This is a genomic window from Citrobacter sp. Cf118 (assembly GCF_030334095.1).
GTDB classification, from domain to species: domain Bacteria; phylum Pseudomonadota; class Gammaproteobacteria; order Enterobacterales; family Enterobacteriaceae; genus Citrobacter; species Citrobacter freundii.
The window spans coordinates 59102-82089 of sequence record NZ_JAOWES010000089.1; the positions used below are offsets into that span (position 1 = coordinate 59102).

The following is a 22988-nucleotide window of genomic DNA, read 5'->3' on the forward strand; positions in this document are numbered from 1 at the left end:
TCCGGTTGCATGCGTTAACGCAGGAGCAGGTAAATACTCTCGTTACCGCGCACCACCTGCAGGGCAATGATCGACGGTTTCGCTTCCAGCACTTTACGCATTTCAGCGATCGAGTTTACGCGATCGCGGTTAACGCCAATAATAACGTCATCTTTATGCAGTCCGGCCTGTGCGGCAGGGCTGCTTTTTTCAACGTTATCAATTCTGATGCCTTTGGTACCGTCTTTTAACTGACCGTCGCTGAGCGTGGCCCCTTGCAACGCAGGCGCAATCATCTCTGCGCTGGCGGACGATGATGTGCTGGTATCGAGGGTGACTTCAACCTCCAGCGGTTTACCGTTACGTAGCAGGCCCAGTTTGACTTTGGTCCCTGGTTCGGTTGTCGCAATACGTGAACGAAGTTCGGCGAAGCTGTTAAGCGGTTTACCGTTGAGACTGGTAATGACGTCACCTGATTTCACCCCCGCTTTTGCGGAGCCGGAGTTAGGCAGAACCTCACTGACAAACGCGCCACGCTGTACGTCCAGTTTGAACGCTTTGGCGATATCGGAAGTCATCTCGGTGCCTTTGATGCCCAACAGACCGCGTTTGATTTCACCAAACTGCATCAGCTGCTGTGCCAGCGTGCGCGCCATGTTGCTCGGGATTGCAAAACCAATACCGATGCTGCCGCCACCGGGGGCCAGAATCGCGGTGTTAATACCGATCAGCTCACCGTTGAGGTTAAGCAATGCGCCGCCGGAGTTACCGCGGTTGATAGAGGCGTCAGTCTGAATAAAGTTTTCCAGACCTTCCAGGTTCAACCCACTGCGACCCAAAGCCGATACAATGCCGGAGGTGGCTGTTTGACCCAAACCGAACGGGTTACCCACAGCCACCGCGAAATCACCCACGCGGAGTTTATCAGAGTCAGCAATGGCAATTTGCGTCAGGTTGCTGGGGTGTTGAATTTGTAGCAGTGCGATATCGCTCTGATCGTCGCTGCCAATAAGCTTTGCGTCGAACTCACGACCATCATTAAGCTGAACGCTGATTTTTTGCGCCTGATTAATAACGTGATTATTGGTCAGGACGTAGCCTTTGGTGGCATCAATAATGACACCTGAACCCAGTCCTTCAAAAGGTTGGGAAGGTTGATCGGGAAGTTCATCACCAAAAAACTTTTTGAACTCTTCCGGGACTTTCTGCCCCTGAGTGGCGGTGCCTTCGACCCTTACACTCACCACGGCTGGCAACACTTTCTCCAGCATCGGGGCGAGGCTGGGGAGCGCAGCCTGACCGGGAACCTGGCCGGGAATCGACGCGACGGCCGGGAATGGCGCCGAGAGAGTTAACCCGACACATAACGCTAATGCACTCAACAGCTGGGTTTGTTTTTTCATGGATCCTGCTCTCGTACCTTGAGTAAACGGAAGATGATTCAAAACAGTTTGATGTTATTGAATTTTCGGTTTGGTCACAATGAGGCTAACGACTAAATAATAGCTGGGACGGGAAGAGAAGCGGAGGGCGCAATTGCTGCGCCCAATAAATTTCTTAACGATGTGCGGTTAGTCGCGCTTTGCGCCACTACGCAGCAGGCCAGATGCCCCTTCAGAATAGTCACGTGGCATCTGAACCGGCGCCTGATCGTTGCCTGCTTCAGACTCTGCCAGACGATTACGGAACGGGTTGTTTTCCGGCGACATACCCGGCAGCAGGTTGCTGGAGCTTTTCGCCATGTGCTGGTAAATCTGACGATAATCGTCCGCCATGTTATCCAGCAATTCAGCGCTGCGGGCAAAGTGGCTCACCAGTTCTTCACGGTACTCTTCCAGCTCAGCTTTATTTTTTTCCAGTTCGTACTGCAATGCCTGCTGTTGGCGTAATTTCCGATTACCAAAACGCATGGCTACAGCACCAATAATGATACCGACGACTAACCCAATTAGCGCATATTCCCAGGTCATGAACATCTCCCGTTGTCTTGTGTTTCCGTAGGGTGTTGGCTTTAGGCTCCATGCCTGCGCCTGATTATGCCACTATAACCGCTAATCCCGTAGAAGTGGAATCCCGTGTTTATATCACGTAATGTAGAACGGCCTTTTTTTCGTCAACCGTGAGCGACGGCACATCGATTCTCAAGGAATAACAATAACATCATGCAAAGCCTTTCCCCGACATCGCGTTACCAGCAAGCCCTCAACGACGGCAGTCATCAGCCCGACAATGTACAACAAGAAGCCGTGAATCGACTGGAAACAATTTTCCAGGCACTTACGACGCCAGCACGTCCTGCGCCGCAGGAGAGCGGACTGATGGCGCGTTTTGGCAAATTGCTGGGCAAGCGTGAGTCGCCGATCAACACACCGGTGCGTGGTTTATATATGTGGGGAGGAGTTGGGCGCGGAAAAACCTGGCTGATGGATCTGTTCTACCATAGTCTGCCGGGCGAACGTAAACAGCGTTTGCACTTTCACCGTTTTATGCTGCGTGTGCATGAAGAGCTTACTGCCTTACAGGGGCAGAGCGATCCGCTGGAAATCATCGCCGATCGCTTTAAGGCCGAAACGGACGTGCTGTGCTTTGACGAATTTTTTGTTTCTGATATTACCGACGCCATGCTACTCGGCGGCCTGATGAAGGCACTGTTTGCCCGTGGCATTACGCTGGTGGCGACCTCCAATATTCCGCCAGACGAGCTGTATCGCAACGGTTTACAACGCGCGCGTTTTCTTCCTGCCATTGATGCTATCAAACAGCATTGCGACATCATGAATGTTGATGCTGGCGTCGATTATCGTCTGCGCACCTTAACGCAGGCGCATTTGTGGCTGTCGCCACTGAATGAGGAAACCCGCCAACAGATGGATAAACTCTGGCTGGCATTAGCGGGAACCAAAGGTGAACATGCGCCGACGCTGGAGATCAATCATCGTCCGATGCAGACGCTGGCCGTCGAAAACCAAACGCTGGCGGTGTCATTTACCACGCTCTGTGTCGATGCGCGTAGCCAGCATGACTACATTGCGCTGTCGCGTTTGTTTCACACGGTACTGTTGTCTGATGTGCCGGTCATGACTCCGCTGATGGAGAGTGAAGCGCGGCGCTTTATCGCATTGGTGGATGAGTTCTACGAACGCCACGTCAAGCTGGTGGTCAGCGCGGCATCGCCACTCTATGAAATTTATCAGGGCGAGCGTCTGAAGTTTGAATTTCAGCGCTGTTTGTCGCGTTTGCAGGAGATGCAAAGCGAAGAGTATCTGAAGCGGGAACATTTAGCCGGTTAAACCTGCCGCAAATCACATAAAGGGGTCGATCTTTGACCCTGACTTCTCTATAATCTTGCGACCCCACGTTACGAGAGAGTTTTTTTCCCAAAACTTTCTATGCGCCGGCATAGGCTATTCGAAGGGGTAGGTTTGCTGGACAATGTCGTGTGAACCTCAACTGACAAAACGTTTGGGTGTTCACCAACGTGTAACTTATTTATTTGGGTAAGCTTTTAATGAAAACTTTTACAGCTAAACCAGAAACCGTAAAACGCGACTGGTATGTTGTTGACGCGACCGGTAAAACTCTGGGCCGTCTGGCTTCCGAACTGGCTCTGCGCCTGCGCGGTAAGCACAAAGCGGAATACACTCCGCACGTAGATACCGGTGATTACATCATCGTTCTGAACGCTGACAAAGTTGCTGTAACCGGCAACAAGCGTACTGACAAAGTGTACTATCACCACACCGGCCACATCGGTGGTATCAAACAAGCGACCTTTGAAGAGATGATTGCTCGCCGTCCTGAGCGTGTGCTTGAAATCGCGGTTAAAGGCATGCTGCCAAAAGGCCCGCTGGGTCGTGCTATGTTCCGTAAACTGAAAGTTTACGCTGGCAACGAGCACAACCACGCGGCACAGCAACCGCAAGTTCTTGACATCTAATCGGGATTATAGGCAATGGCAGAAAATAAATACTACGGCACTGGTCGCCGCAAAAGTTCCGCAGCTCGCGTTTTCATCAAACCGGGCAGTGGTAAAATCGTAATCAACCAACGTTCTCTGGAACAGTACTTCGGTCGTGAAACTGCCCGCATGGTAGTTCGTCAGCCGCTGGAACTGGTCGACATGGTTGAGAAACTGGATCTGTACATCACTGTTAAAGGTGGTGGTATCTCTGGTCAGGCTGGTGCGATCCGTCACGGTATCACCCGCGCTCTGATGGAGTACGACGAGTCCCTGCGTGGCGAACTGCGTAAAGCTGGCTTCGTTACCCGTGATGCTCGTCAGGTTGAACGTAAGAAAGTCGGTCTGCGTAAAGCACGTCGTCGTCCTCAGTTCTCCAAACGTTAATTGTACTCTGCTTCGGCAGACGACAATTTGCGAAAAAACCCGCTTTGGCGGGTTTTTTTATCGTTATTTCTCGCCTCAGATCCACGGTAATCCGCTGATTGCCACCTCTTTTTCCCCATTTCAAGAATCGACTCACCACAAAGGTCACAAAATCTGGTAAACTATCATCCAATTTTCTGCCCAAATGTCCGGTATCGTTCATTTTTTGTTTGTATTTTGAACAGCAATGACTTTCCCGAGTCTGGGTGACATCACTTCTGGCTGGCCACTGAGTGGCTGGTAGCAGTAAAAATTCTGAATATACCTGGAGGTTTTCATGGCTGTCGCTGCCAACAAACGTTCGGTAATGACGCTGTTTTCTGGTCCTACTGACATCTATAGCCATCAGGTCCGCATTGTGCTGGCTGAGAAAGGTGTTAGTTTCGAGATTGAGCACGTGGAGAAGGACAATCCACCTCAGGATCTGATCGACCTCAACCCGAATCAGAGCGTACCGACACTGGTGGATCGTGAGCTGACCCTGTGGGAATCTCGCATCATTATGGAATACCTGGATGAGCGCTTCCCGCATCCGCCGCTGATGCCGGTTTACCCGGTTGCGCGTGGTGAAAGCCGCCTGTACATGCAGCGTATTGAAAAAGACTGGTACACGCTGATGAATGTCATCGTGAACGGTTCTGCATCTGAAGCCGAAGTCGCGCGTAAGCGTCTGCGCGAAGAACTGCTGGCAATTGCGCCAGTATTTGGCCAGAAACCTTACTTCCTGAGCGATGAGTTCAGCCTGGTAGACTGCTACCTGGCGCCGCTGCTGTGGCGTTTACCGCAGCTGGGTATTGAATTCAACGGTGCAGGTTCGAAAGAACTGAAAGGGTACATGACTCGCGTCTTCGAACGTGACTCTTTCCTGGCTTCTCTGACTGAGCCTGAACGTGAAATGCGTCTGGGCCGGGGTTAACCTGTATGGATTTGCCACAGCTAACACCACGCCGTCCGTATCTGCTGCGCGCGTTCTATGAGTGGCTGCTAGACAACCAGCTCACGCCGCATCTGGTGGTGGATGTGACGCTCCAGGACGTGCAGGTTCCAATGGAATATGCGCGTGACGGGCAAATTGTTCTGAATATTGCACCGCGTGCGGTGGGCAACCTGGAACTGGCTAACGATGAAGTGCGCTTTAACGCGCGCTTCGGTGGTGTGCCGCGTCAGGTGTCTGTGCCGTTGGCTGCTGTTCTGGCAATTTATGCACGTGAAAATGGCGCTGGTACGATGTTCGAACCGGAAGCCGCCTACGACGAAGATGTTGCCAGCTTAAATGATGACGACAACGACGCGTCTGGTTTTGAGAGTGAAACAGTCATGTCGGTCATTGATGGCGATAAGCCTGACAATGGCGACGACAACGATCCTGATGACACTCCGCCGCCACCTCGCGGTGGGCGTCCAGCGCTGCGCGTAGTGAAATAAATAGTGAAATAAAAAAACAGGCCCTTTCGGGCCTGTTCTGTTTTCTGGCTTCGGGATCAGTAAAACAGCGCGATGGTGGCTACCATATTCACCACAAATCCTACTGCCATCGGGATTGCTGTACGTTTTACCACTTCAAAGGGCGATACGCCGGCAATACCTGATGTCACGACAATTACAGCGGTTATGGGTGACACCGCGCGGGCAAGCGTAGTGGCAAAATGCATCGGCATAATCATCACTACTGCAGGAATATGCAGCCCGGCGGCAATATCCGGAATGAGGCTGGCAAAAGACATAAACGGTGCGTTGCCTGACCCCATGACAATCGCACAGGCGGCGATGACCATCGCCATGATGATCATCACGCCAATGCCGCCAAGACCGGAATGCTCTGCGCCTTTTATTACGGCGTCGACAGTCCCGATAGTCGTCAACCCTTTCGCAAAGATTTCACCGGCGACCACCAGCGTGACAACGTTGGCAAACTGCGTCCCCATGCCGTCAAAAAAAGCCTGCACATCATCCATCGTTTCGCGCAGATTATGTTTATGCAGGAATTCAACAAACATAGTCAGCGTCATGCTCATCAACATCACCACCACCAGATTCAACTCTGCTTTCATTAGCCCCATTTGCGCAAGGGCAAGCGAGCCCAGCATCAGGATCAGCGGCATGACGGGTAGAATGGCGTAATAGAGCGGAGGTACGTTTTCCAGCGTCTTTTGTTCAGCAAATCCGTTGCTTTCCGGTGCGGCTTTTTTATCAAACTGACGCTGAACGAAAAAATGCGCAATGGCGACGGCGACAATGACACACGACGCGACGGGCAACTGGTATTGAAAGAAATAAGTGGCGATTTTCATACCCGCGACCTGCGCGGCAAAAATAGAGTTGGTTTCCAGAATGCCCCATTCAATCGACATCGAAGTGGCAATGACCGCAACAGCGGATAAACGGCTCACGCCAAGACTGACCAGCGTTGGGAATAGCGTCACCATCAGCAACATACCTAACCCGGATGCGCTGGTAATAAATTGCGCCATGATTTGACCAATCACATAGGTGGCGGCAAGCACAACATAGGGTGAGCGGATTAGCTTGAGCGGGCGGCTTAACAGGCTAACCATCGCTCTGCTGGCTCCCATTCTATCCATATAGCGGGCATAACCACCCACTGCCATGATTGATAACCCCAGTCCGGCTGCGCGGTTGGAGAGCATACGCAAAATTTCGTTGTAAATATCGACCAGTAGATAGCCACTGCTCTTATCGTCAGCGACCAACACGCCGTAGCCCAGCCAGACGCCGCAGATCATCAGGAAGATCCCAGCGGCGGCCAGCACGACCTGCGGTTTGTAGTTTTTGAGGATCAGGTAACCCATCGTTAATAAAACGATGACAGAGATAATGATGCCGAACATTGTTTCACTCCATGCCAGAGAAGAAGATAAATCCGGTAATAACGCTGTTATCCCAACGGATGTTATATTTTTCTGGGCATTTTTTATGGAGTGAATATCTTATTTTTAATTCAAGGGTTTAATTATTTATCGTTATAAAATAGATGGTTATGATAAATTATCACGTTAATGTTCATAAATTTCATGAAGATGATATAACTCTATTAAATTAAAAATAGGCGGAAGATACTCGCTTAAAATAATATTGCTGTTACGTATATTATCAATAAGCCAGCGGGGGCGGATCGACCATCATTTCACCCTGCTTTCGATCCTGTGTTAGGATAAACCCGCTGTTGTTTGTCACCACGACTTAGCTGAATGGACCCTATGAACGCATTTGATTCGCAAGCTGAAGACTCTCCATCCACCATTGGCCGTAGCTTACGCAATCGCCCGCTGGCGCGTAAAAAACTGTCTGAAATGGTTGAGGAAGAACTGGAGCAGATGATTCGTCGTCGGGAATTTGGCGAGGGCGAACAGTTGCCGTCTGAACGGGAGCTGATGGCCTTCTTTAACGTGGGCCGTCCTTCTGTACGAGAAGCGCTGGCCGCGTTAAAACGCAAAGGTCTGGTACAAATCAACAACGGCGAGCGCGCCCGCGTTTCGCGTCCTTCAGCTGATACCATCATCAGCGAGCTGTCTGGTATGGCGAAAGATTTCCTCGCACATCCCGGCGGCATTGCCCACTTCGACCAGTTGCGACTGTTCTTTGAATCAAGCCTGGTTCGATACGCCGCCGAACATGCGACAGATGAGCAAATCGACAGGCTGGCGAAAGCGTTGGAGATCAACAGCCAGTCGCTCGATGACAATACGTTGTTCATCCGTTCGGACGTTGATTTTCACCGCGTACTGGCGGAGATCCCGGGCAATCCCATCTTTATGGCGATCCACGTTGCGCTGTTAGACTGGTTAATTGCTGCCCGTCCGGCCGTTGCCGATCAAGAATTGTATGAACACAATAACGTGAGTTATCAGCAGCATATCGCCATTGTCGAGGCGATTCGTCAGCGTGATCCTGAAGAAGCAGACCGCGCACTGCAAGAACATCTCAATAGCGTTTCCGCAACCTGGCACGCCTTCAGCAAAAGTAAAAAATTGCGTAAGTAATCGCGATCCCGACGATCTTTTAAACCCAAAATCATTCAAGTTGCATCAAGGCGGCAAGAGAGCGAGTCCCCTGGAGCATAGATAACTATGTGACAGGGGTGAGCGAACGCAGCCAACGCAGAGGCGGCTCGAAGGATGAAGTGTTTAGTGAGGTAGATCGCACTATAAGCGTTCTCTATTGTATTGCTGCTTATTTGATCTGGTATAACAGGTATAAAGGTATGCAGTCAGATAACACTAATCATCGTCAGAGGTCGTTATGGCAAGAAATTTAAAAGGCGTAATGCCAGCGTTATTAACTCCATTCGATAACCAACAGAAACTGGACATCGAGAGCCTGCGCCGTCTGGTGCGTTTCAATATTGGGCAGGGGATCGATGGGCTCTACGTTGGTGGCTCAACGGGTGAGGCTTTTGTCCAGAACCGCGCTGAAAGAGAGCAGGTTCTGGAAATTGTTGCTGAAGAAGCAAAAGGCAAGGTGACGCTGATCGCCCATGTTGGCACGGTGAGCACCGAAGAGAGCCAACATCTGGCGAGCGCTGCGCATCGTTACGGATTTGATGCGGTTTCGGCCGTCACGCCGTTTTACTATCCGTTCAGCTTTGAAGAGCACTGCGATCACTACCGCGCAATTATCGATTCCGCCGGTGGCTTACCGATGGTGGTCTATAACATCCCGGCACTGAGCGGCGTAAAACTGACGCTGGATCAGATCAACACGCTGGTGACGTTGCCGGGCGTTGGCGCACTGAAGCAAACTTCTGGCGATCTCTATCAGATGGAACAGATCCGCCGCGCTCATCCCGATCTGGTGCTTTATAACGGTTATGACGAGATCTTCGCTTCTGGACTGCTAGCAGGCGCAGATGGTGGTATCGGTAGCACTTACAACATCATGGGATGGCGTTATCAGGGAATTGTGAAAGCGCTCAAAGAAGGTGACATTCGCACGGCGCAAAAGCTGCAAACCGAGTGCAATAAGGTTATCGATCTGCTTATTAAGGTTGGCGTTTTCCGCGGCCTGAAAACAGTACTGCACTATATGGATGTGGTTTCTGTTCCACTGTGCCGTAAACCCTTTGCTCCGGTAGATGAACGCTATCTGCCGGAACTGAAAGCGCTGGCAAACCAACTGCTGGCGGAAAAGGCGTAATCGCGGGTCGCCGGGGGCGCTTCGCTTGCCCGGCCTGGATTTTTCGACCGTAAGCCGGGTAAGACAAAGCCACCACCCGGCACAACAACAAAGATCGTCGGGAGAGTAAAATGAGTACTTCTACCCAGAGCATCCCGTGGTATCGTCATCTCAATCGGGCACAATGGCGGGCATTTTCCGCCGCCTGGCTGGGATATTTGCTTGATGGTTTTGATTTTGTGTTAATCGCCCTGGTGCTGACAGAAGTGCAGGGCGAATTCGGACTGACGACGGTGCAGGCCGCCAGCCTGATCTCGGCCGCCTTTATCTCCCGTTGGTTTGGCGGGTTAATGCTGGGGGCAATGGGCGACCGTTACGGACGCCGCCTGGCAATGGTCACCAGCATCATTCTGTTCTCCGTGGGGACGCTGGCCTGCGGCTTCGCGCCGGGCTACACCACCATGTTTATCGCCCGTCTGGTTATCGGTATGGGAATGGCGGGTGAGTACGGCTCCAGTGCAACCTATGTTATTGAAAGTTGGCCTAAACACCTGCGAAATAAAGCCAGTGGCTTCCTGATTTCCGGTTTCTCTGTTGGCGCGGTGATCGCCGCGCAGGTCTATAGCCTGGTGGTTCCGATCTGGGGGTGGCGCGCGCTGTTCTTCATCGGCATTCTGCCAATTATCTTCGCCCTCTGGCTGCGTAAAAATATTCCGGAAGCGGAAGACTGGAAAGAGAAACACGAAGGCAAAGCGCCAGTGCGCACGATGGTGGATATTCTCTACCGGGGCGAGCATCGGGTAATTAATATTCTGATGACGATCGCCGCTGCAACCGCGCTGTGGTTCTGCTTTGCTGGCGACCTGCAAAATGCGGCTATCGTGGCGGTCCTCGGCCTGATATGTGCGTTTATTTTCATTAGCTTTATGGTGCAAAGCAGCGGGAAGCGCTGGCCGACGGGCGTCATGCTGATGGTGGTCGTACTATTCGCCTTCCTGTACTCGTGGCCGATTCAGGCACTGTTGCCAACCTATCTGAAAACCGAACTGCTGTACGATCCTTCCACGGTGGCCAGAGTGCTCTTCTTTAGCGGTTTTGGTGCGGCGGTCGGTTGTTGCGTCGGCGGTTTTCTTGGCGACTGGCTGGGCACGCGTAAAGCCTATGTCTGCAGTTTGCTGGCCTCGCAGTTGCTGATTATTCCGGTGTTTGCGATAGGCGGTTCAAACGTCTGGGTACTGGGTTTGCTGCTGTTTTTCCAGCAAATGCTCGGCCAGGGGATCTCCGGGATCTTACCAAAATTGATTGGCGGCTATTTCGATACCGACCAGCGTGCGGCGGGCCTGGGCTTCACCTATAACGTGGGCGCACTGGGTGGGGCTCTGGCACCGATCATCGGCGCGCTGATTGCCCAACGTCTGGATCTGGGCACCGCGCTGGGATCGCTCTCTTTCGGTCTGACATTTGTGGTGATCCTGCTGATTGGTCTCGATATGCCGTCCCGCGTACAGCGCTGGCTGCGTCCTGAAGCGTTACGTACGCATGATGCCATTGATGGTCGACCGTTCAGCGGGGCTGTGCCGTTCGGCGGTGACAAAAGCACCATGGTGAAATCCAAAAGTTAATCCCATTGCCCGGTGTTGAACCGGGCAATTAGCGAAAGGGAAGAAGTATGTCGTTACTTGAGCAACGGGATAAAAAGCGTATCACCGCGATGCAGAAGGCGGTGTCATGACCACATTGGCAATGGATATCGGCGGTACCAAACTGGCTGCCGCGCTGTTAGACAGTAATCTGCAAATTCGCGAGCGGCGTGAATTGCCGACGCCCGCCAGCAAAACGCCGGAGGCGCTGCGCGCTGCGCTACAAGCACTGGTTGCACCGCTACAGGGGCGTGCTAATCGGGTGGCGATCGCCTCGACGGGGATTATCCGTGAGGGGGCTTTACTGGCGCTGAACCCGCATAACCTTGGCGGGTTGATGCATTTTCCGCTAACACAAACGCTGGAACAAATCACCGGCCTGCCGACGCTGGCAGTCAATGACGCACAGGCGGCGGCCTGGGCGGAATACCACGCTATGGCAGATGAGATAAGCGACATGGTGTTTATCACCGTGTCGACAGGCGTCGGCGGCGGCGTGATCAGCAACGGCAAGTTACTCACCGGGTCTGGTGGTCTGGCTGGGCACTTAGGACATACGCTGGCGGATCCCAATGGACCGGCCTGCGGCTGCGGACGTGTGGGCTGCGTCGAGGCGATTGCTTCCGGTCGAGGGATCGCGGCTGCAGCCGAAGGTACGCTTGCTGGATGCGACGCCAAAACCATTTTTAGCCGCGCCGGGCAAGGAGATGAGCAGGCAAGCAGGTTGATCCATCGCTCGGCGCGTACTTTGGCAAGGCTTATCGGCGATGTGAAGGCCACGACCGATTGCCAGATTGTGGTGATTGGCGGCAGCGTTGGGCTGGCTGAAGGATATCTGGCGCTGGTGGAACATTATCTGGCACAAGAGCCCTTGGCCTATCACGTGGAATTACTGGCGGCGCATTACCGCCATGACGCTGGATTACTGGGGGCCGCGCTGTTGGCCCAGGGAGAATGATGATGATATCAGATGAGTTGCGTTCACTGCCTTCTGCCGGATTACATCCGGTCTTACAGCAGGCATTAACGCTTGCCATTGCGGCGAATCCGCAGGAGAAAACGCCAGGGCGCTACGCGTTGCAGGGCGATACTATTTTTATGAATGTCATGCAGTTTGCGACGCAGAGCCCAGAGCAAAAGAAAGCGGAACTGCATCAGCAGTACATTGATATTCAGGTGCTGTTGTCCGGCGAAGAACGCATTCTGTTCGGGATGACCGATTCTGCTCGCCAGTGCGATGAGATGCATGTTGAGGATGACTATCAGCTGTGCAGCGAGATTGCCGATGAGCAGGCGATCGTACTGAAACCGGGAAGATTTGCGATTTTTATGCCGGGCGAGCCGCATAAACCGGGCTGTATGGTGGGGGGGCCGGGGGAAATCAAAAAGGTCGTGATCAAGGTGCGCGCCAGCTTATTACAAGCCTGACGATGAGAGACCGTGTCGGATGGCAAGGCTTGCGCCATCCGACACTGGATAGAACAACTTAGCGCTTAAACGTCACCGCTTCCGGCTGCGCCAGATGCAGCGTGGTCTGGCTTGGCACTGTCTCAGCAATGACTCGCCCGTGACGAATGGAATAACGTGCAGGCGTCTGGCGACGAACTGCGTCAAACCCATTTTCTGCCGCTAAAATCACCAGATTTCCGGAGTTTCCCACGTTCAGACCGTAATCCTGCAGGTGCAGGGTTTTCGCACTGTGGGTGGTAACCAGGTTCAGCCCATCGTTGATCTGTCCGTATCCCATCAGTTGACACACATGTAATCCCATATGCAGTACCTGCAGCATATTGGCGGTGCCCAGCGGATACCACGGGTCGAAGACGTCATCATGGCCGAAGCAGACGTTGATCTCCGCTTCCAGCATCTCTTTGACGCGCGTTACGCCGCGACGTTTAGGATACGTATCAAAGCGCCCTTGCAGGTGAATATTTACCAGTGGGTTCGCGACAAAGTTAATGCCGGACATTTTCAACAGGCGAAAGAGGCGGGAAGCATACGCGCCGTTATAGGAATGCATTGCCGTGGTATGGCTGGCGGTCACGCGTTCGCCCATATTGTCACGATGCGCCAGCGCCGCGACGGTTTCAACAAAGCGTGACTGCTCATCGTCAATTTCGTCGCAGTGCACATCGATAAGCCGATCGTATTTCTGCGCCAGAGCGAAAATTTTGTGCAGCGACTCAACGCCATATTCACGCGTAAATTCAAAGTGGGGGATCGCGCCAATGACGTCTGCGCCCAAACGCACGGCTTCCTCTAATAGCGCTTCACCGTTGGGGTAAGAAAGAATGCCCTCTTGCGGGAAGGCGACAATTTGCAGCTCTACCCACGGCGCGACTTCTTGCTTCACCTCCAGCATGGCTTTCAGTGCAGTCAGCGTCGGATCGGAAACGTCAACGTGCGTGCGGACATACTGGATGCCGTTGGCCATCTGCCACTTCAGCGTCTGCATGGCGCGCGCTTTGACGTCTTCGTGCGTGAGCATTGCCTTACGTTCGGCCCAACGCTCAATGCCTTCAAATAACGTACCAGACTGGTTCCAGCTCGGCTCGCCTGCGGTTTGCGTGGTGTCCAGATGGATATGTGGCTCAACGAACGGTGGAATGGCCAGGCCGCCTTCGGCATCAAGCACTTCGCCCTGCGGTAACGTGGCGGTGTCCTGTGGCTCAATCCGGCTGAAGCGCCCGTTTTCAATCGTGAGCTGCCACAATCCTTCGCGTCCCTGTAAACGTGCCTGACGAAGGGTGATGTTATTATTCTGCATGGCTGACCTCTGGTGATTTAGCAAGGCTGCGATTGAAAAGTGGATTCAGCAGGATATAGCTGAATACGCCGCCAAGTACGGCGTTGACGGGCACAATACCGGGAATATAGTGACCTGCGGCAATGCCCAATGCAACGGACAGGATCGCTATCCAGTTTACGGAAATAAATTGCGCTTTGCTGAAGTCGGCATAGCGACGATGGTTCAGCAGATAGTCGGCGATGATCACCCCGCCAATCGGGGGAATTGCTGCCGACAGAAAAGTCAGCCAACCGACAAAGTTATTGTAAAGCCATAGCGCGCACAATGTGCCGATAATACCGTTAGCCACCGACAGCGTACGGCTGGAAAGGCCGGTAATATTGGCAAATCCCAGACCTGAGGCATACAGCGCATTGTCGTTAGTCGTCCAGATGTTCAGACCGAGCACTACAATCGCGGGCAGCAGCAGTCCCTGGGCAATCATCACGTCAGAGATATCCGCCTGTCCAACGGCAGCCGCGCCCGCAGCGCCGAAGATGAACATCAAGGAGTTGCCAAGGAAAAACGCCACCATGGCAATCAGCACCGCGCCTTTGGCGTTGCGACCAAAGCGAACGAAGTCGGCGGTTAATGTTCCTGCGCTGACAAACGAACCGACCACCAGCGCCAGGGCGGTGGAGAAATTCAGCGGCGTCTGCGGCACTATCGCTTTTAAATGGTCTAAACCGCCGACATCACTCACCGCCAGCCAGACGGAGTAGCTGCCAAGAACGACGATGGCAGGCACGGCGATGATAGATAAAACGGTCAGCGCCGAGATGCCAAAAAAGATGGTCAGGGTCATCAACAGACCAGAAACCGCAATCAGGATATTGACGTCAATTCCCGTCGCTTTGCCCACCGGGATAGCAAACATAGCCACACCCACGCCAAACCAGCCTACCTGCGTACCGCCTAACAACAGTGAGGGAAGCCATGAACCTTTCAAACCAAATGAGTAACGCGCCAGAAGGTGGGTTGAGAGCCCTGTTTCTGCGCCGATAAAACCGAGAAATGCAGTGTAAATACCGAGGAGAAGATTACCGAAGAGAACTGCCAGGAAGAAATCATTATAGGAAAGACCGGTACCGAGTGTGCCACCGGTCCACATACTGGCGGAAAAAAATGTAAGCCCCAACATGACAAATGTTAGTGGAACCACGCCTTTCCGCGCCGCCAGAGGGACGGGGCCCTGGCTATAATTGTTGTCCTGCGACACAACGCCTCCATGAATTTTGCCCAAAAAATCCGCCGCATAATATACAGTTCTCAGAATAAAGCAAACGATTACGTATAATCTTTACATGGTTATTATTTATGGTGTTGATGATTGCGTTGATTTTCCTTGGTCGACAGTTAACCCGCGTCTGTGAGTTGAGTTCCCAGCATGGTTTGTGAACGAATGAGCTCGTCTGCAAGTAATTTTTCATCAGGTAGCTGTACTTTGTACTCGCTCGCCTGGATGGTATTCGGTAGGCCGTTCAACGCGTAGTGCGCTTCCCCCGCCCCTTTTCCTGCGCACAGAATCAGCCCGACTGGCGGATTTTCCCCCGGTATCGTCCAATGTTCTTTGGCATAGTTCAGATACATATTCATCTGCCCGGCATCCGCATAGCTGAATTTGCCTACTTTTAGATCAACGAGCAACAGGCAGCGTAAACGACGATGAAAGAACAGCAGATCGACGCGGAACCAGTTATCGTCAATGCGCAATCGACGCTGACGGCCAACAAAAGCAAAATCGTCGCCGAGCTCCAGCATAAAGTCCATCAGGTGATTGATCAGCGCCTCTTCAAGATCCGATTCTGAATACTCATCCTTGAGGCCAAGAAACTCCAGAATGAACGGATCGCGGATGGCCTTTTCAGGCAAGACTTCAGGCTCCGTCGGGACTGCCTTCTGCAACATGGCGGATTTGTCGCGGGACAACAGCGTCCGCTCATAAAACTGAGTGGCAATTTGTCGATTGAGCTGCCGTACTGACCAGCCGTTACGGAGAGTCTCTTTCTCATAAAAAGTGCGGGCATCGGCATTTTTAACAGACAAGAGGCGGACATACGCCGACCAGGGTAGTGGGAATGTTTTGGCGAGTTGTATGAGATTTTGAGATTCACCAGACAGTGTCTGCTGAATCTCAATTTATTGAAAATAAAGATAAAACATACGCATTTGCCGTATGTTTACCATGGAAAACCCCCGTTTATAGCGTTGGTTTAGATCCACTGACAGCCGTTCAATAAGCTGAGCGCCATAGGCTGCCCGGGATTCACCACCTTGCTCAAATTCAACAATTCGTCGACCAATTTCCCAGTAGGTCGCCGTCATTAGTGCATTGATACTACGGACAGTTTCTGTCCGCGCGGTGTCCAGTAGTCGAACAATTCCGTTATGGATTTGCTGATAGTCATCTGCATCCTGAAGTGACGTCGGCGTGGTCATACTTCATCCCTTTCGTGAAAGTTACGGTGTAAAAATATTCCGCGATCAATACGCCCGGGTGCTGAAGTGGTCAATCCACGTTCTACTAATTACAAAGACTTGCAGTCTTAATTGCGAGTAGCTTTTAAAGAATGGTGGAGAAATACGGAGAAAAAAAGCCCCTGTCGACAAACGTGAACAGGGGCCAGAGAAGGCTCTTTTACACTTCCAGGTAATTCAGAATCCCGTCTGCCGCTTTACGACCTTCGGCAATCGCGGTGACCACCAGATCCGAACCGCGCACGATGTCGCCACCGGCGAAGATTTTCGGGTTGCTGGTCTGGAAAGCGTTGTCGCTACGTTCCGGGGCAATAATGCGCCCCTGTGAATCCAGTTCGACGCTGTGCTCTTTCAACCATTCCATGCTATGTGGGCGGAAACCAAACGCCAGGACCACGGCATCAGCCGGAACAACGTGCTCGGAGCCAGCGACGATCTCCGCACGGCGACGTCCCTTCGCATCCGGTTCGCCCATTTCAGTACGCGCCATTTTCACGCCGCACACTTTCCCGTTGGCATTCACTTCCACACCTAAAGGCTGGACGTTGAACTGGAACTCGACGCCTTCTTCGCGCGCGTTTTTCACTTCGCGTTTCGAACCCGGCATGTTCTCTTCATCGCGACGATAGGCGCAGATAACGTGTGATGCTTCCTGACGTACGGAGGTGCGCACGCAGTCCATCGCGGTATCGCCACCGCCGAGCACGACGACACGTTTGCCTTCCATGCTGATGTATGGCTCATTGCTGCTTTCGCCAAAGCCCATCAACTGTTTGGTATTGGCAATCAGGAACGGCAGGGCATCAAACACGCCATCAGCGTCTTCGTTTTCCAGCCCGCCGCGCATCGACTGATAGGTTCCTACGCCAAGGAACACGACGTCGTAATCCTTCAGCAAATCGTTGAGCTGTACGTCACGGCCTACTTCCACGTTCAGTTTGAACTCAATGCCCATGCCGGTGAAGATTTCACGGCGACGGGTCATGACCTCTTTTTCCAGCTTGAAGGCCGGGATACCGAAGGTCAGCAAGCCGCCGATTTCCGGGTGACGGTCAAATACCACCGCCTTTACGCCGTTGCGGGTCAGCACATCAGCACAGGCCAGGCCCGCTGGCCCCGCACCGATAATCGCCACGCGCTTGTCCGTCTGGCGAACGCCGGTCATATCCGGACGCCAGCCCATCTCGAACGCTTTATCGTTGATATAGCGCTCGATGTTGCCAATGGTTACCGCGCCAAACTCATCGTTCAACGTACAGGATCCTTCACACAGTCGATCCTGCGGGCATACACGGCCACAGACTTCCGGCAGAGTGTTGGTCTGGTGCGAAAGCTCTGCCGCTTCAAAAATACGTCCCTCATTCGCCAACTTCAGCCAGTTCGGGATGTAGTTATGCACCGGGCACTTCCACTCGCAGTACGGGTTACCGCAGGACAGGCAGCGATCTGCCTGTGCTTTGGCTTGGCCTTCGGAAAACGGCTCGTAAATCTCGATAAACTCGATCTTGCGGATCTTCAGCGGCTTCTTCGGCGGATCAACACGCTGCAGGTCGATAAATTGGTATACGTTCTGACTCATTGCTGCTACCCCTTACTGCGCCTGCACACGCAGCTCTGCTGCGCTACGACTACGGTGACCCAACAGTGCTTTCACATCACTGGATTTTGGTTTTACCAGCGCGAATTTCGCCGAGAATGCTGGCCAGTTCGCCAGGATCTCTTCGCCGTGAGAAGAGCCGGTATGCTGTACGTGCTCGGTAATCAGGCCACGCAGGTGCTCTTCGTGGATCGCCAGCGAGTCCACGCTCAGCACTTCGACCAGTTCCGGGTTTACGCGTTTGCGGAATTCACCGTCTTCGTCGAGCACGTAGGCGAATCCGCCGGTCATGCCCGCGCCAAAGTTAACGCCGGTTTTGCCGAGAATACAGACGATGCCGCCGGTCATGTATTCACAGCCGTTGTCGCCAATACCTTCAACCACGGTGATTGCGCCAGAGTTACGCACTGCAAAGCGCTCACCCGCACGACCCGCAGCAAACAGGCGACCACCGGTGGCGCCATACAGGCAGGTGTTACCGATGATGCTCGCCCCATGGCTACGGAAAGCAGAGCCAACCGGAGGGCGTACCGCCAGCAGGCCGCCCGCCATGCCTTTACCGACATAGTCGTTGGCATCGCCGGTCAGATACAACTCCACGCCGCCCGCGTTCCACACGCCAAAGCTCTGGCCTGCAGTACCGCTGAAGTGCGCTTTGATCGGGTCAGACGCCAGCCCCTGATCGCCATGCGTCTGAGCGATATAGCCCGACAGCGATGCGCCGACGGAACGGTCGGTGTTGCGGATATCGAACCAGAAGGTTTTGCTCTGGCGCTCGTCGACGAACGGCTTCGCTTGCTGTAACAGCTGGGCGTTCAGCACGCCATTATCAAACGGCGGGTTGTTCTCGGTGCAATGCAGCGCTTTACCAGGATGCGGTTCGGCTGTTTCCAGCAGACGAGACAGCTCCAGCTTTTGCTGCTTGGCGGTAAACCCTTCCAGCTCTTTGAGCAGGTCGGTGCGACCAATCAGATCCACCAGGCGGGTGACGCCCAGCTCGGCCATCAGCTCGCGCACTTCACGGGCGATAAATTCAAAGTAGTTGGTCACTTTGAACGGCAGGCCGTGATAGTGGTTCTTACGCAGTTTCTCATCCTGAGTCGCCACGCCGGTTGCACAGTTATTCAGATGGCAAATACGCAGGTATTTACAGCCCAGCGCCACCATCGGGCCGGTACCGAAGCCAAAGCTTTCTGCACCCAGAATTGCCGCTTTAATGATATCGACGCCGGTTTTCAGACCGCCATCGACCTGCAGACGAATCTTGTGACGCAGACCGTTAGCCACCAGCGCCTGCTGGGTTTCCACCAGGCCGAGTTCCCACGGGCAGCCCGCATATTTCACTGATGAGAGCGGGCTTGCGCCAGTGCCGCCATCGTAGCCAGCAATGGTGATCAGATCCGCATAGGCTTTCGCTACGCCAGTGGCGATGGTACCAACGCCTGGTTCGGAAACCAGCTTCACCGAGATCATCGCCTTCGGGTTGACCTGTTTGAGGTCGAAAATCAGCTGCGCTAAATCCTCGATAGAGTAGATATCGTGGTGCGGCGGCGGGGAGATCAGCGTCACGCCCGGTACTGAATAGCGTAGTTTGGCGATGTACGGGGTGACTTTATCACCTGGTAACTGACCGCCTTCGCCAGGTTTCGCGCCCTGAGCGACTTTAATCTGAATGACATCGGCATTGACCAGGTATGCCGGGGTTACGCCAAAGCGACCGGAAGCAACCTGCTTAATGCGTGACACTTTATTGGTGCCATAGCGCGCCGGGTCTTCGCCGCCTTCACCGGAGTTCGAGTTGCCGCCGATGCTGTTCATGGCTTCGGCCAGCGCTTCGTGTGCTTCCGGGCTTAATGCGCCGATAGACATGGCGGCGGTATCAAAGCGTTTAAACAGTTCGGTCGCGGGTTCTACTTCGCTAATGCTTACGGCTTCATCGCCAGGCGTAATCGCCAGCAGATCGCGCAGCGTGGCCGCCGGACGCTCATTAACCAGCTTGGCGTATTCCTGATAGTCGCTGTACTCGCCGCTTTGTACCGCCTGTTGCAGAGTGCGTACCACGTCCGGGTTGTAGGCGTGGTATTCGCCGCCGTGGACGTACTTCAGCAAACCGCCCTGGCTGATAGGTTTACGCGCCAGCCAGGCATGTTTGGAGAGGTTCAGCAGATCCTGCTGGAAGTCGGTAAACCCTGCACCGCTAATACGGCTGACCACGCCCTGGAAGCACAACGCAACCACATCATCGTGCAGACCAACGGCTTCAAACAGCTTCGAGCAGCGGTAGGAGGCAATGGTCGAGATGCCCATTTTGGACATGATTTTGTACAGACCTTTGTTGATGCCGTTACGGTAGTTCAGCATCACGGTCCGGTAATCTTTGGCAATCGCCTGAGTGTCGATCAGACGTCCCAATGTTTCATACGCGAGATACGGATAGATTGCCGTCGCGCCAAAACCGAGCAGGACGGCAAAATGGTGCGGATCGCGGGCACTGGCGGTTTCAACGATGATGTTGGCGTCGCAGCGCAGGCTTTGTTCTACCAGACGCGTTTGCACTGCGCCCACGGCCATCGGCGCCGGAACCGGCAGACGATTTTTAGCGATGTTGCGGTCAGAGAGTACCAGCAGCACCGTGCCGTTGCGCACCATCTGTTCCGCCTTATCGCACAATGCTTTGACGGTCTCTTCGAGCGTAGTTTCGGTCGCGTCGAAGGTGATATCCAGACGGTCAGCGCGATAATGCTCCTCTTTCATGGTGGTAAGCTGGGTGAAATCGGAGTACAGCAGGATCGGCGATTTAAAGCTCAGGCGGTGTGCCTGACCTTCAGCTTCGCAGAAGACGTTCATCTCACGACCGATGCTGGTGGCCAGCGACATGACGTGCGCTTCACGCAGCGGGTCGATCGGCGGGTTGGTGACCTGCGCGAACTGCTGGCGGAAGTAGTCATAAATGATGCGCGGCTGGCTGGAGAGTACGGCAAACGGGGTATCGTCACCCATTGAACCGACCGCTTCCTGGCCGTTTTCACCGAGCACGCGGATCACGGAATCCAGCTCTTCAGCGCTGTAGTTAAACTGTTTCTGATAGCTGGCGAGGGTGTCATCGTCGAGTTCACGGCTGCCTACCTGATCGTCAGCCAGGTCTTCGAACGGCACCAGACGGCGGACGTTTTTCTCCATCCATTCTTTGTATGGGTGACGGCTTTTCAGGTCATCATCGGTTTCGGCGGAGTGGAGAATGCGCCCGCTGCGGGTATCGATAACCATCAGCTCGCCAGGGCCGACGCGGCCTTTCTCTACCACTTCATCCGGCTGATAATCCCAGATCCCGACTTCAGAGGCGCAGGTAATCAGCTTGTCTTTGGTGATGACGTAGCGTGCCGGACGCAAGCCGTTACGGTCAAGGTTACAGGCGGCAAAGCGGCCGTCGGACATGACGATGCCCGCTGGGCCGTCCCACGGTTCCATGTGCATGGAGTTAAAGTCAAAGAACGCGCGCAGCTCCGGATCCATATCCGGGTTGTTCTGCCATGCCGGTGGAACCAGTAAGCGCATGGCACGGATGATGTCCATCCCGCCTGCCAGCAGCAGTTCCAGCATGTTGTCCATCGAACTGGAGTCTGAGCCGGTTTCGTTAACAAACGGCGCGGCGTCGTGCAGATCCGGGATCAACGGGGTCTGGAACTTATAGGTACGGGCGCGCGCCCATTGGCGGTTGCCGGTGATGGTGTTGATTTCACCGTTGTGCGCCAGATAGCGGAACGGCTGCGCCAGCGGCCAACGCGGTACGGTGTTGGTAGAGAAGCGCTGGTGGAACAGACAGATGGCCGATTCCAGACGCAGGTCTGCCAGGTCCAGGTAGAAGCGCGGCAGATCCGCCGGCATACACAGACCTTTATAGATATTGACCAGATTCGACAAGCTACAGACGTAGAAATCTTTGTCTTGCAGGAGGCGTTTTTCGATACGACGACGCGCGATGAACAGGCGACGCTCCATATCACGCGGACGCCAGCCCGCAGGGGCGTTAACAAAAATTTGCTCGATACGAGGCAGGGAGGAGAGCGCAATTTCACCGAGAACACCTTCGTTGGTCGGCACGTCGCGCCAGCCGACAATCGACAGGGTCTCCTGCTGTAATTCTTCTTCAACAATGCGACGAGAAGCCGCAGCCAGTTCAGGGTCTTTATTTAAAAAGATCATGCCGACGGCGTAGTTTTTGGCTAAACGCCAGCCGCGCTCTTGCGCCACGATGCGGAAAAAGCGGTCAGGTTTTTGTAACAGCAGGCCGCAACCATCGCCGGTTTTTCCATCGGCAAGAATTGCGCCACGGTGCTGCATACGGGCCAGTGCGTGTATGGCGGTACGCACTACCTTGTGGCTAGGTTCGCCTTCTATGTGGGCGATCAGGCCGAAACCACAGTTATCCCTCTCAAGGGATTTATCGTACAACATATCAGTGAACCTCCCCAGGCTCTGAGGGATTCCCATCTGGACCGTTGCGCACGGGCACACCAAGAGCATGGCGACGGGGTTTGCGTGTCATACGCTTACCTCGCATTCGCCCTCTTTATCCTTTTCGCACAGGTCAAACAAGTTTGAGGACTTGCTTCAGAGGGAATCTCAATTACTGCATAAATATGATGAGCAGACTGCTCATCCAGAAAGCTTCCAGCGGATTTCCAAGTTATCGGGAATCCACACACAGGTCAAATGGCAATCTTATTTATGCAAAAATGTGCTATAGGGCAATTAACTTTATGAAAATATTGAAATAAAAGGATTTTTTACATTGATTTAACCTAAGAGGAATCCCCCTGGAAGTGTGATCTGTCTCACTGTAAGAAAGGCTGGATATCCCTCGTCCTCCCTTTATTTATCGAGATGACTGGCATTTTATGCTGGTTTTTGGAGTTCAGGCGTCTTAAAGATACTGTTTTTACGCTCAGAGTATAAGAAGATAAAAAAAACCGCTGAATATAAGGAAAA

General features: G+C 53.5%; 17 protein-coding genes and 1 pseudogene. 10 read left to right on the top strand and 8 right to left on the bottom strand.

Annotation, left to right across the window (positions count from 1 at the left end; genetic code table 11):
• Nucleotides 1-14: 14 nt before the first annotated feature.
• Together degQ and zapG are read right to left on the bottom strand one after the other, a co-directional pair.
• A complete protein-coding gene (gene degQ, locus OGX67_RS23925; RefSeq protein ID WP_268046384.1) occupies nucleotides 15-1382 on the bottom strand; it encodes a serine endoprotease DegQ in 1368 nt (455 codons plus the stop codon).
• A gap of 168 nt (nucleotides 1383-1550) precedes the next feature.
• The gene (gene zapG / locus OGX67_RS23930; RefSeq protein WP_003025147.1) at nucleotides 1551-1949 is read right to left on the bottom strand and encodes a Z-ring associated protein ZapG; all 399 of its coding nucleotides are present in this window, start codon (nucleotides 1947-1949) and stop codon (nucleotides 1551-1553) included.
• 192 nt (nucleotides 1950-2141) lie between these two features.
• On the opposite strand from zapG, the gene zapE reads away from it, so the two are divergent.
• From zapE to sspB, 5 genes are all read left to right on the top strand, one after another.
• Nucleotides 2142-3269: a cell division protein ZapE gene (gene zapE / locus OGX67_RS23935; protein WP_003839902.1), complete on the top strand. Its 1128-nt coding sequence runs from the start codon at nucleotides 2142-2144 to the stop codon at nucleotides 3267-3269.
• Nucleotides 3270-3487: 218 nt separating this feature from the next.
• Nucleotides 3488-3916: a 50S ribosomal protein L13 gene (rplM, locus tag OGX67_RS23940; protein WP_003025141.1), complete on the top strand. Its 429-nt coding sequence runs from the start codon at nucleotides 3488-3490 to the stop codon at nucleotides 3914-3916.
• A gap of 15 nt (nucleotides 3917-3931) precedes the next feature.
• Nucleotides 3932-4324, top strand: coding sequence for a 30S ribosomal protein S9 (rpsI, locus tag OGX67_RS23945; RefSeq protein ID WP_286527667.1), 393 nt, complete (start codon nucleotides 3932-3934; stop codon nucleotides 4322-4324).
• Nucleotides 4325-4640: 316 nt separating this feature from the next.
• Nucleotides 4641-5279, top strand: a complete 639-nt coding sequence (gene sspA / locus OGX67_RS23950) for a stringent starvation protein SspA (RefSeq protein ID WP_003025132.1) — start codon at nucleotides 4641-4643, stop codon at nucleotides 5277-5279.
• A 5-nt stretch (nucleotides 5280-5284) separates the two neighbouring features.
• Entirely contained in the window at nucleotides 5285-5788 is a 504-nt protein-coding gene (gene sspB / locus OGX67_RS23955; protein WP_003025130.1) for a ClpXP protease specificity-enhancing factor, read from the top strand.
• 56 nt (nucleotides 5789-5844) lie between these two features.
• Here the strand turns inward: sspB and dcuC are convergent, their stop codons facing one another.
• Nucleotides 5845-7212, bottom strand: coding sequence for an anaerobic C4-dicarboxylate transporter DcuC (gene dcuC / locus OGX67_RS23960; RefSeq protein ID WP_046670199.1), 1368 nt, complete (start codon nucleotides 7210-7212; stop codon nucleotides 5845-5847).
• Between the two features lie 360 nt (nucleotides 7213-7572).
• On the opposite strand from dcuC, the gene nanR reads away from it, so the two are divergent.
• The 5 genes from nanR to nanQ all read left to right on the top strand — a co-directional run bounded on the left by nanR (nucleotide 7573) and on the right by nanQ (nucleotide 12564).
• Nucleotides 7573-8364 carry a transcriptional regulator NanR gene (gene nanR / locus OGX67_RS23965; RefSeq protein ID WP_286527670.1) on the top strand — a complete coding sequence of 264 codons (792 nt, stop codon included), beginning with the start codon at nucleotides 7573-7575 and terminating at the stop codon, nucleotides 8362-8364.
• A gap of 259 nt (nucleotides 8365-8623) precedes the next feature.
• A complete protein-coding gene (gene nanA, locus OGX67_RS23970; RefSeq protein WP_257651774.1) occupies nucleotides 8624-9517 on the top strand; it encodes an N-acetylneuraminate lyase in 894 nt (297 codons plus the stop codon).
• Nucleotides 9518-9627: 110 nt separating this feature from the next.
• Nucleotides 9628-11118 (top strand): MFS transporter, encoded by a 1491-nt coding sequence (locus tag OGX67_RS23975; protein WP_054528830.1) that lies wholly within the window; start codon nucleotides 9628-9630, stop codon nucleotides 11116-11118.
• A gap of 106 nt (nucleotides 11119-11224) precedes the next feature.
• Nucleotides 11225-12094, top strand: coding sequence for an N-acetylmannosamine kinase (nanK, locus tag OGX67_RS23980; protein ID WP_257651773.1), 870 nt, complete (start codon nucleotides 11225-11227; stop codon nucleotides 12092-12094).
• A gap of 2 nt (nucleotides 12095-12096) precedes the next feature.
• Entirely contained in the window at nucleotides 12097-12564 is a 468-nt protein-coding gene (gene nanQ, locus OGX67_RS23985) for an N-acetylneuraminate anomerase (protein ID WP_003025108.1), read from the top strand.
• Nucleotides 12565-12622: 58 nt separating this feature from the next.
• Here nanQ and OGX67_RS23990 read toward each other — a convergent pair whose 3' ends face one another.
• The 5 genes and pseudogenes from OGX67_RS23990 to gltB form a co-directional block, all read right to left on the bottom strand.
• Nucleotides 12623-13903 carry a cytosine deaminase gene (locus OGX67_RS23990; protein ID WP_003025105.1) on the bottom strand — a complete coding sequence of 427 codons (1281 nt, stop codon included), beginning with the start codon at nucleotides 13901-13903 and terminating at the stop codon, nucleotides 12623-12625.
• The gene (codB, locus tag OGX67_RS23995) at nucleotides 13893-15143 is read right to left on the bottom strand and encodes a cytosine permease (protein ID WP_257651772.1); all 1251 of its coding nucleotides are present in this window, start codon (nucleotides 15141-15143) and stop codon (nucleotides 13893-13895) included. The genes OGX67_RS23990 and codB overlap by 11 nt, the downstream gene beginning before the upstream one ends.
• Nucleotides 15144-15280: 137 nt before the next feature.
• Nucleotides 15281-16363: pseudogene (locus OGX67_RS24000) on the bottom strand (PDDEXK nuclease domain-containing protein).
• 199 nt (nucleotides 16364-16562) lie between these two features.
• Nucleotides 16563-17981, bottom strand: a complete 1419-nt coding sequence (locus tag OGX67_RS24005; RefSeq protein WP_257651771.1) for a glutamate synthase small subunit — start codon at nucleotides 17979-17981, stop codon at nucleotides 16563-16565.
• Nucleotides 17982-17993: 12 nt separating this feature from the next.
• Complete coding sequence (gene gltB, locus OGX67_RS24010) at nucleotides 17994-22454, bottom strand: glutamate synthase large subunit (protein WP_286527678.1); 4461 nt, start codon at nucleotides 22452-22454, stop codon at nucleotides 17994-17996.
• Nucleotides 22455-22988 lie beyond the last annotated feature (534 nt).

What these genes read in the sequence shown, in the direction of transcription:
- degQ (WP_268046384.1), bottom strand. Translation starts at nt 1,382, where the DNA reads ATGAAAAAACAAACCCAGCTGTTGAGTGCATTAGCGTTATGTGTCGGG.
- zapG (WP_003025147.1), bottom strand. Translation starts at nt 1,949, where the DNA reads ATGACCTGGGAATATGCGCTAATTGGGTTAGTCGTCGGTATCATTATT.
- zapE (WP_003839902.1), top strand. Translation starts at nt 2,142, where the DNA reads ATGCAAAGCCTTTCCCCGACATCGCGTTACCAGCAAGCCCTCAACGAC.
- rplM (WP_003025141.1), top strand. Translation starts at nt 3,488, where the DNA reads ATGAAAACTTTTACAGCTAAACCAGAAACCGTAAAACGCGACTGGTAT.
- rpsI (WP_286527667.1), top strand. Translation starts at nt 3,932, where the DNA reads ATGGCAGAAAATAAATACTACGGCACTGGTCGCCGCAAAAGTTCCGCA.
- sspA (WP_003025132.1), top strand. Translation starts at nt 4,641, where the DNA reads ATGGCTGTCGCTGCCAACAAACGTTCGGTAATGACGCTGTTTTCTGGT.
- sspB (WP_003025130.1), top strand. Translation starts at nt 5,285, where the DNA reads ATGGATTTGCCACAGCTAACACCACGCCGTCCGTATCTGCTGCGCGCG.
- dcuC (WP_046670199.1), bottom strand. Translation starts at nt 7,212, where the DNA reads ATGTTCGGCATCATTATCTCTGTCATCGTTTTATTAACGATGGGTTAC.
- nanR (WP_286527670.1), top strand. Translation starts at nt 7,573, where the DNA reads ATGGACCCTATGAACGCATTTGATTCGCAAGCTGAAGACTCTCCATCC.
- nanA (WP_257651774.1), top strand. Translation starts at nt 8,624, where the DNA reads ATGGCAAGAAATTTAAAAGGCGTAATGCCAGCGTTATTAACTCCATTC.
- OGX67_RS23975 (WP_054528830.1), top strand. Translation starts at nt 9,628, where the DNA reads ATGAGTACTTCTACCCAGAGCATCCCGTGGTATCGTCATCTCAATCGG.
- nanK (WP_257651773.1), top strand. Translation starts at nt 11,225, where the DNA reads ATGACCACATTGGCAATGGATATCGGCGGTACCAAACTGGCTGCCGCG.
- nanQ (WP_003025108.1), top strand. Translation starts at nt 12,097, where the DNA reads ATGATATCAGATGAGTTGCGTTCACTGCCTTCTGCCGGATTACATCCG.
- OGX67_RS23990 (WP_003025105.1), bottom strand. Translation starts at nt 13,903, where the DNA reads ATGCAGAATAATAACATCACCCTTCGTCAGGCACGTTTACAGGGACGC.
- OGX67_RS24005 (WP_257651771.1), bottom strand. Translation starts at nt 17,981, where the DNA reads ATGAGTCAGAACGTATACCAATTTATCGACCTGCAGCGTGTTGATCCG.
- gltB (WP_286527678.1), bottom strand. Translation starts at nt 22,454, where the DNA reads ATGTTGTACGATAAATCCCTTGAGAGGGATAACTGTGGTTTCGGCCTG.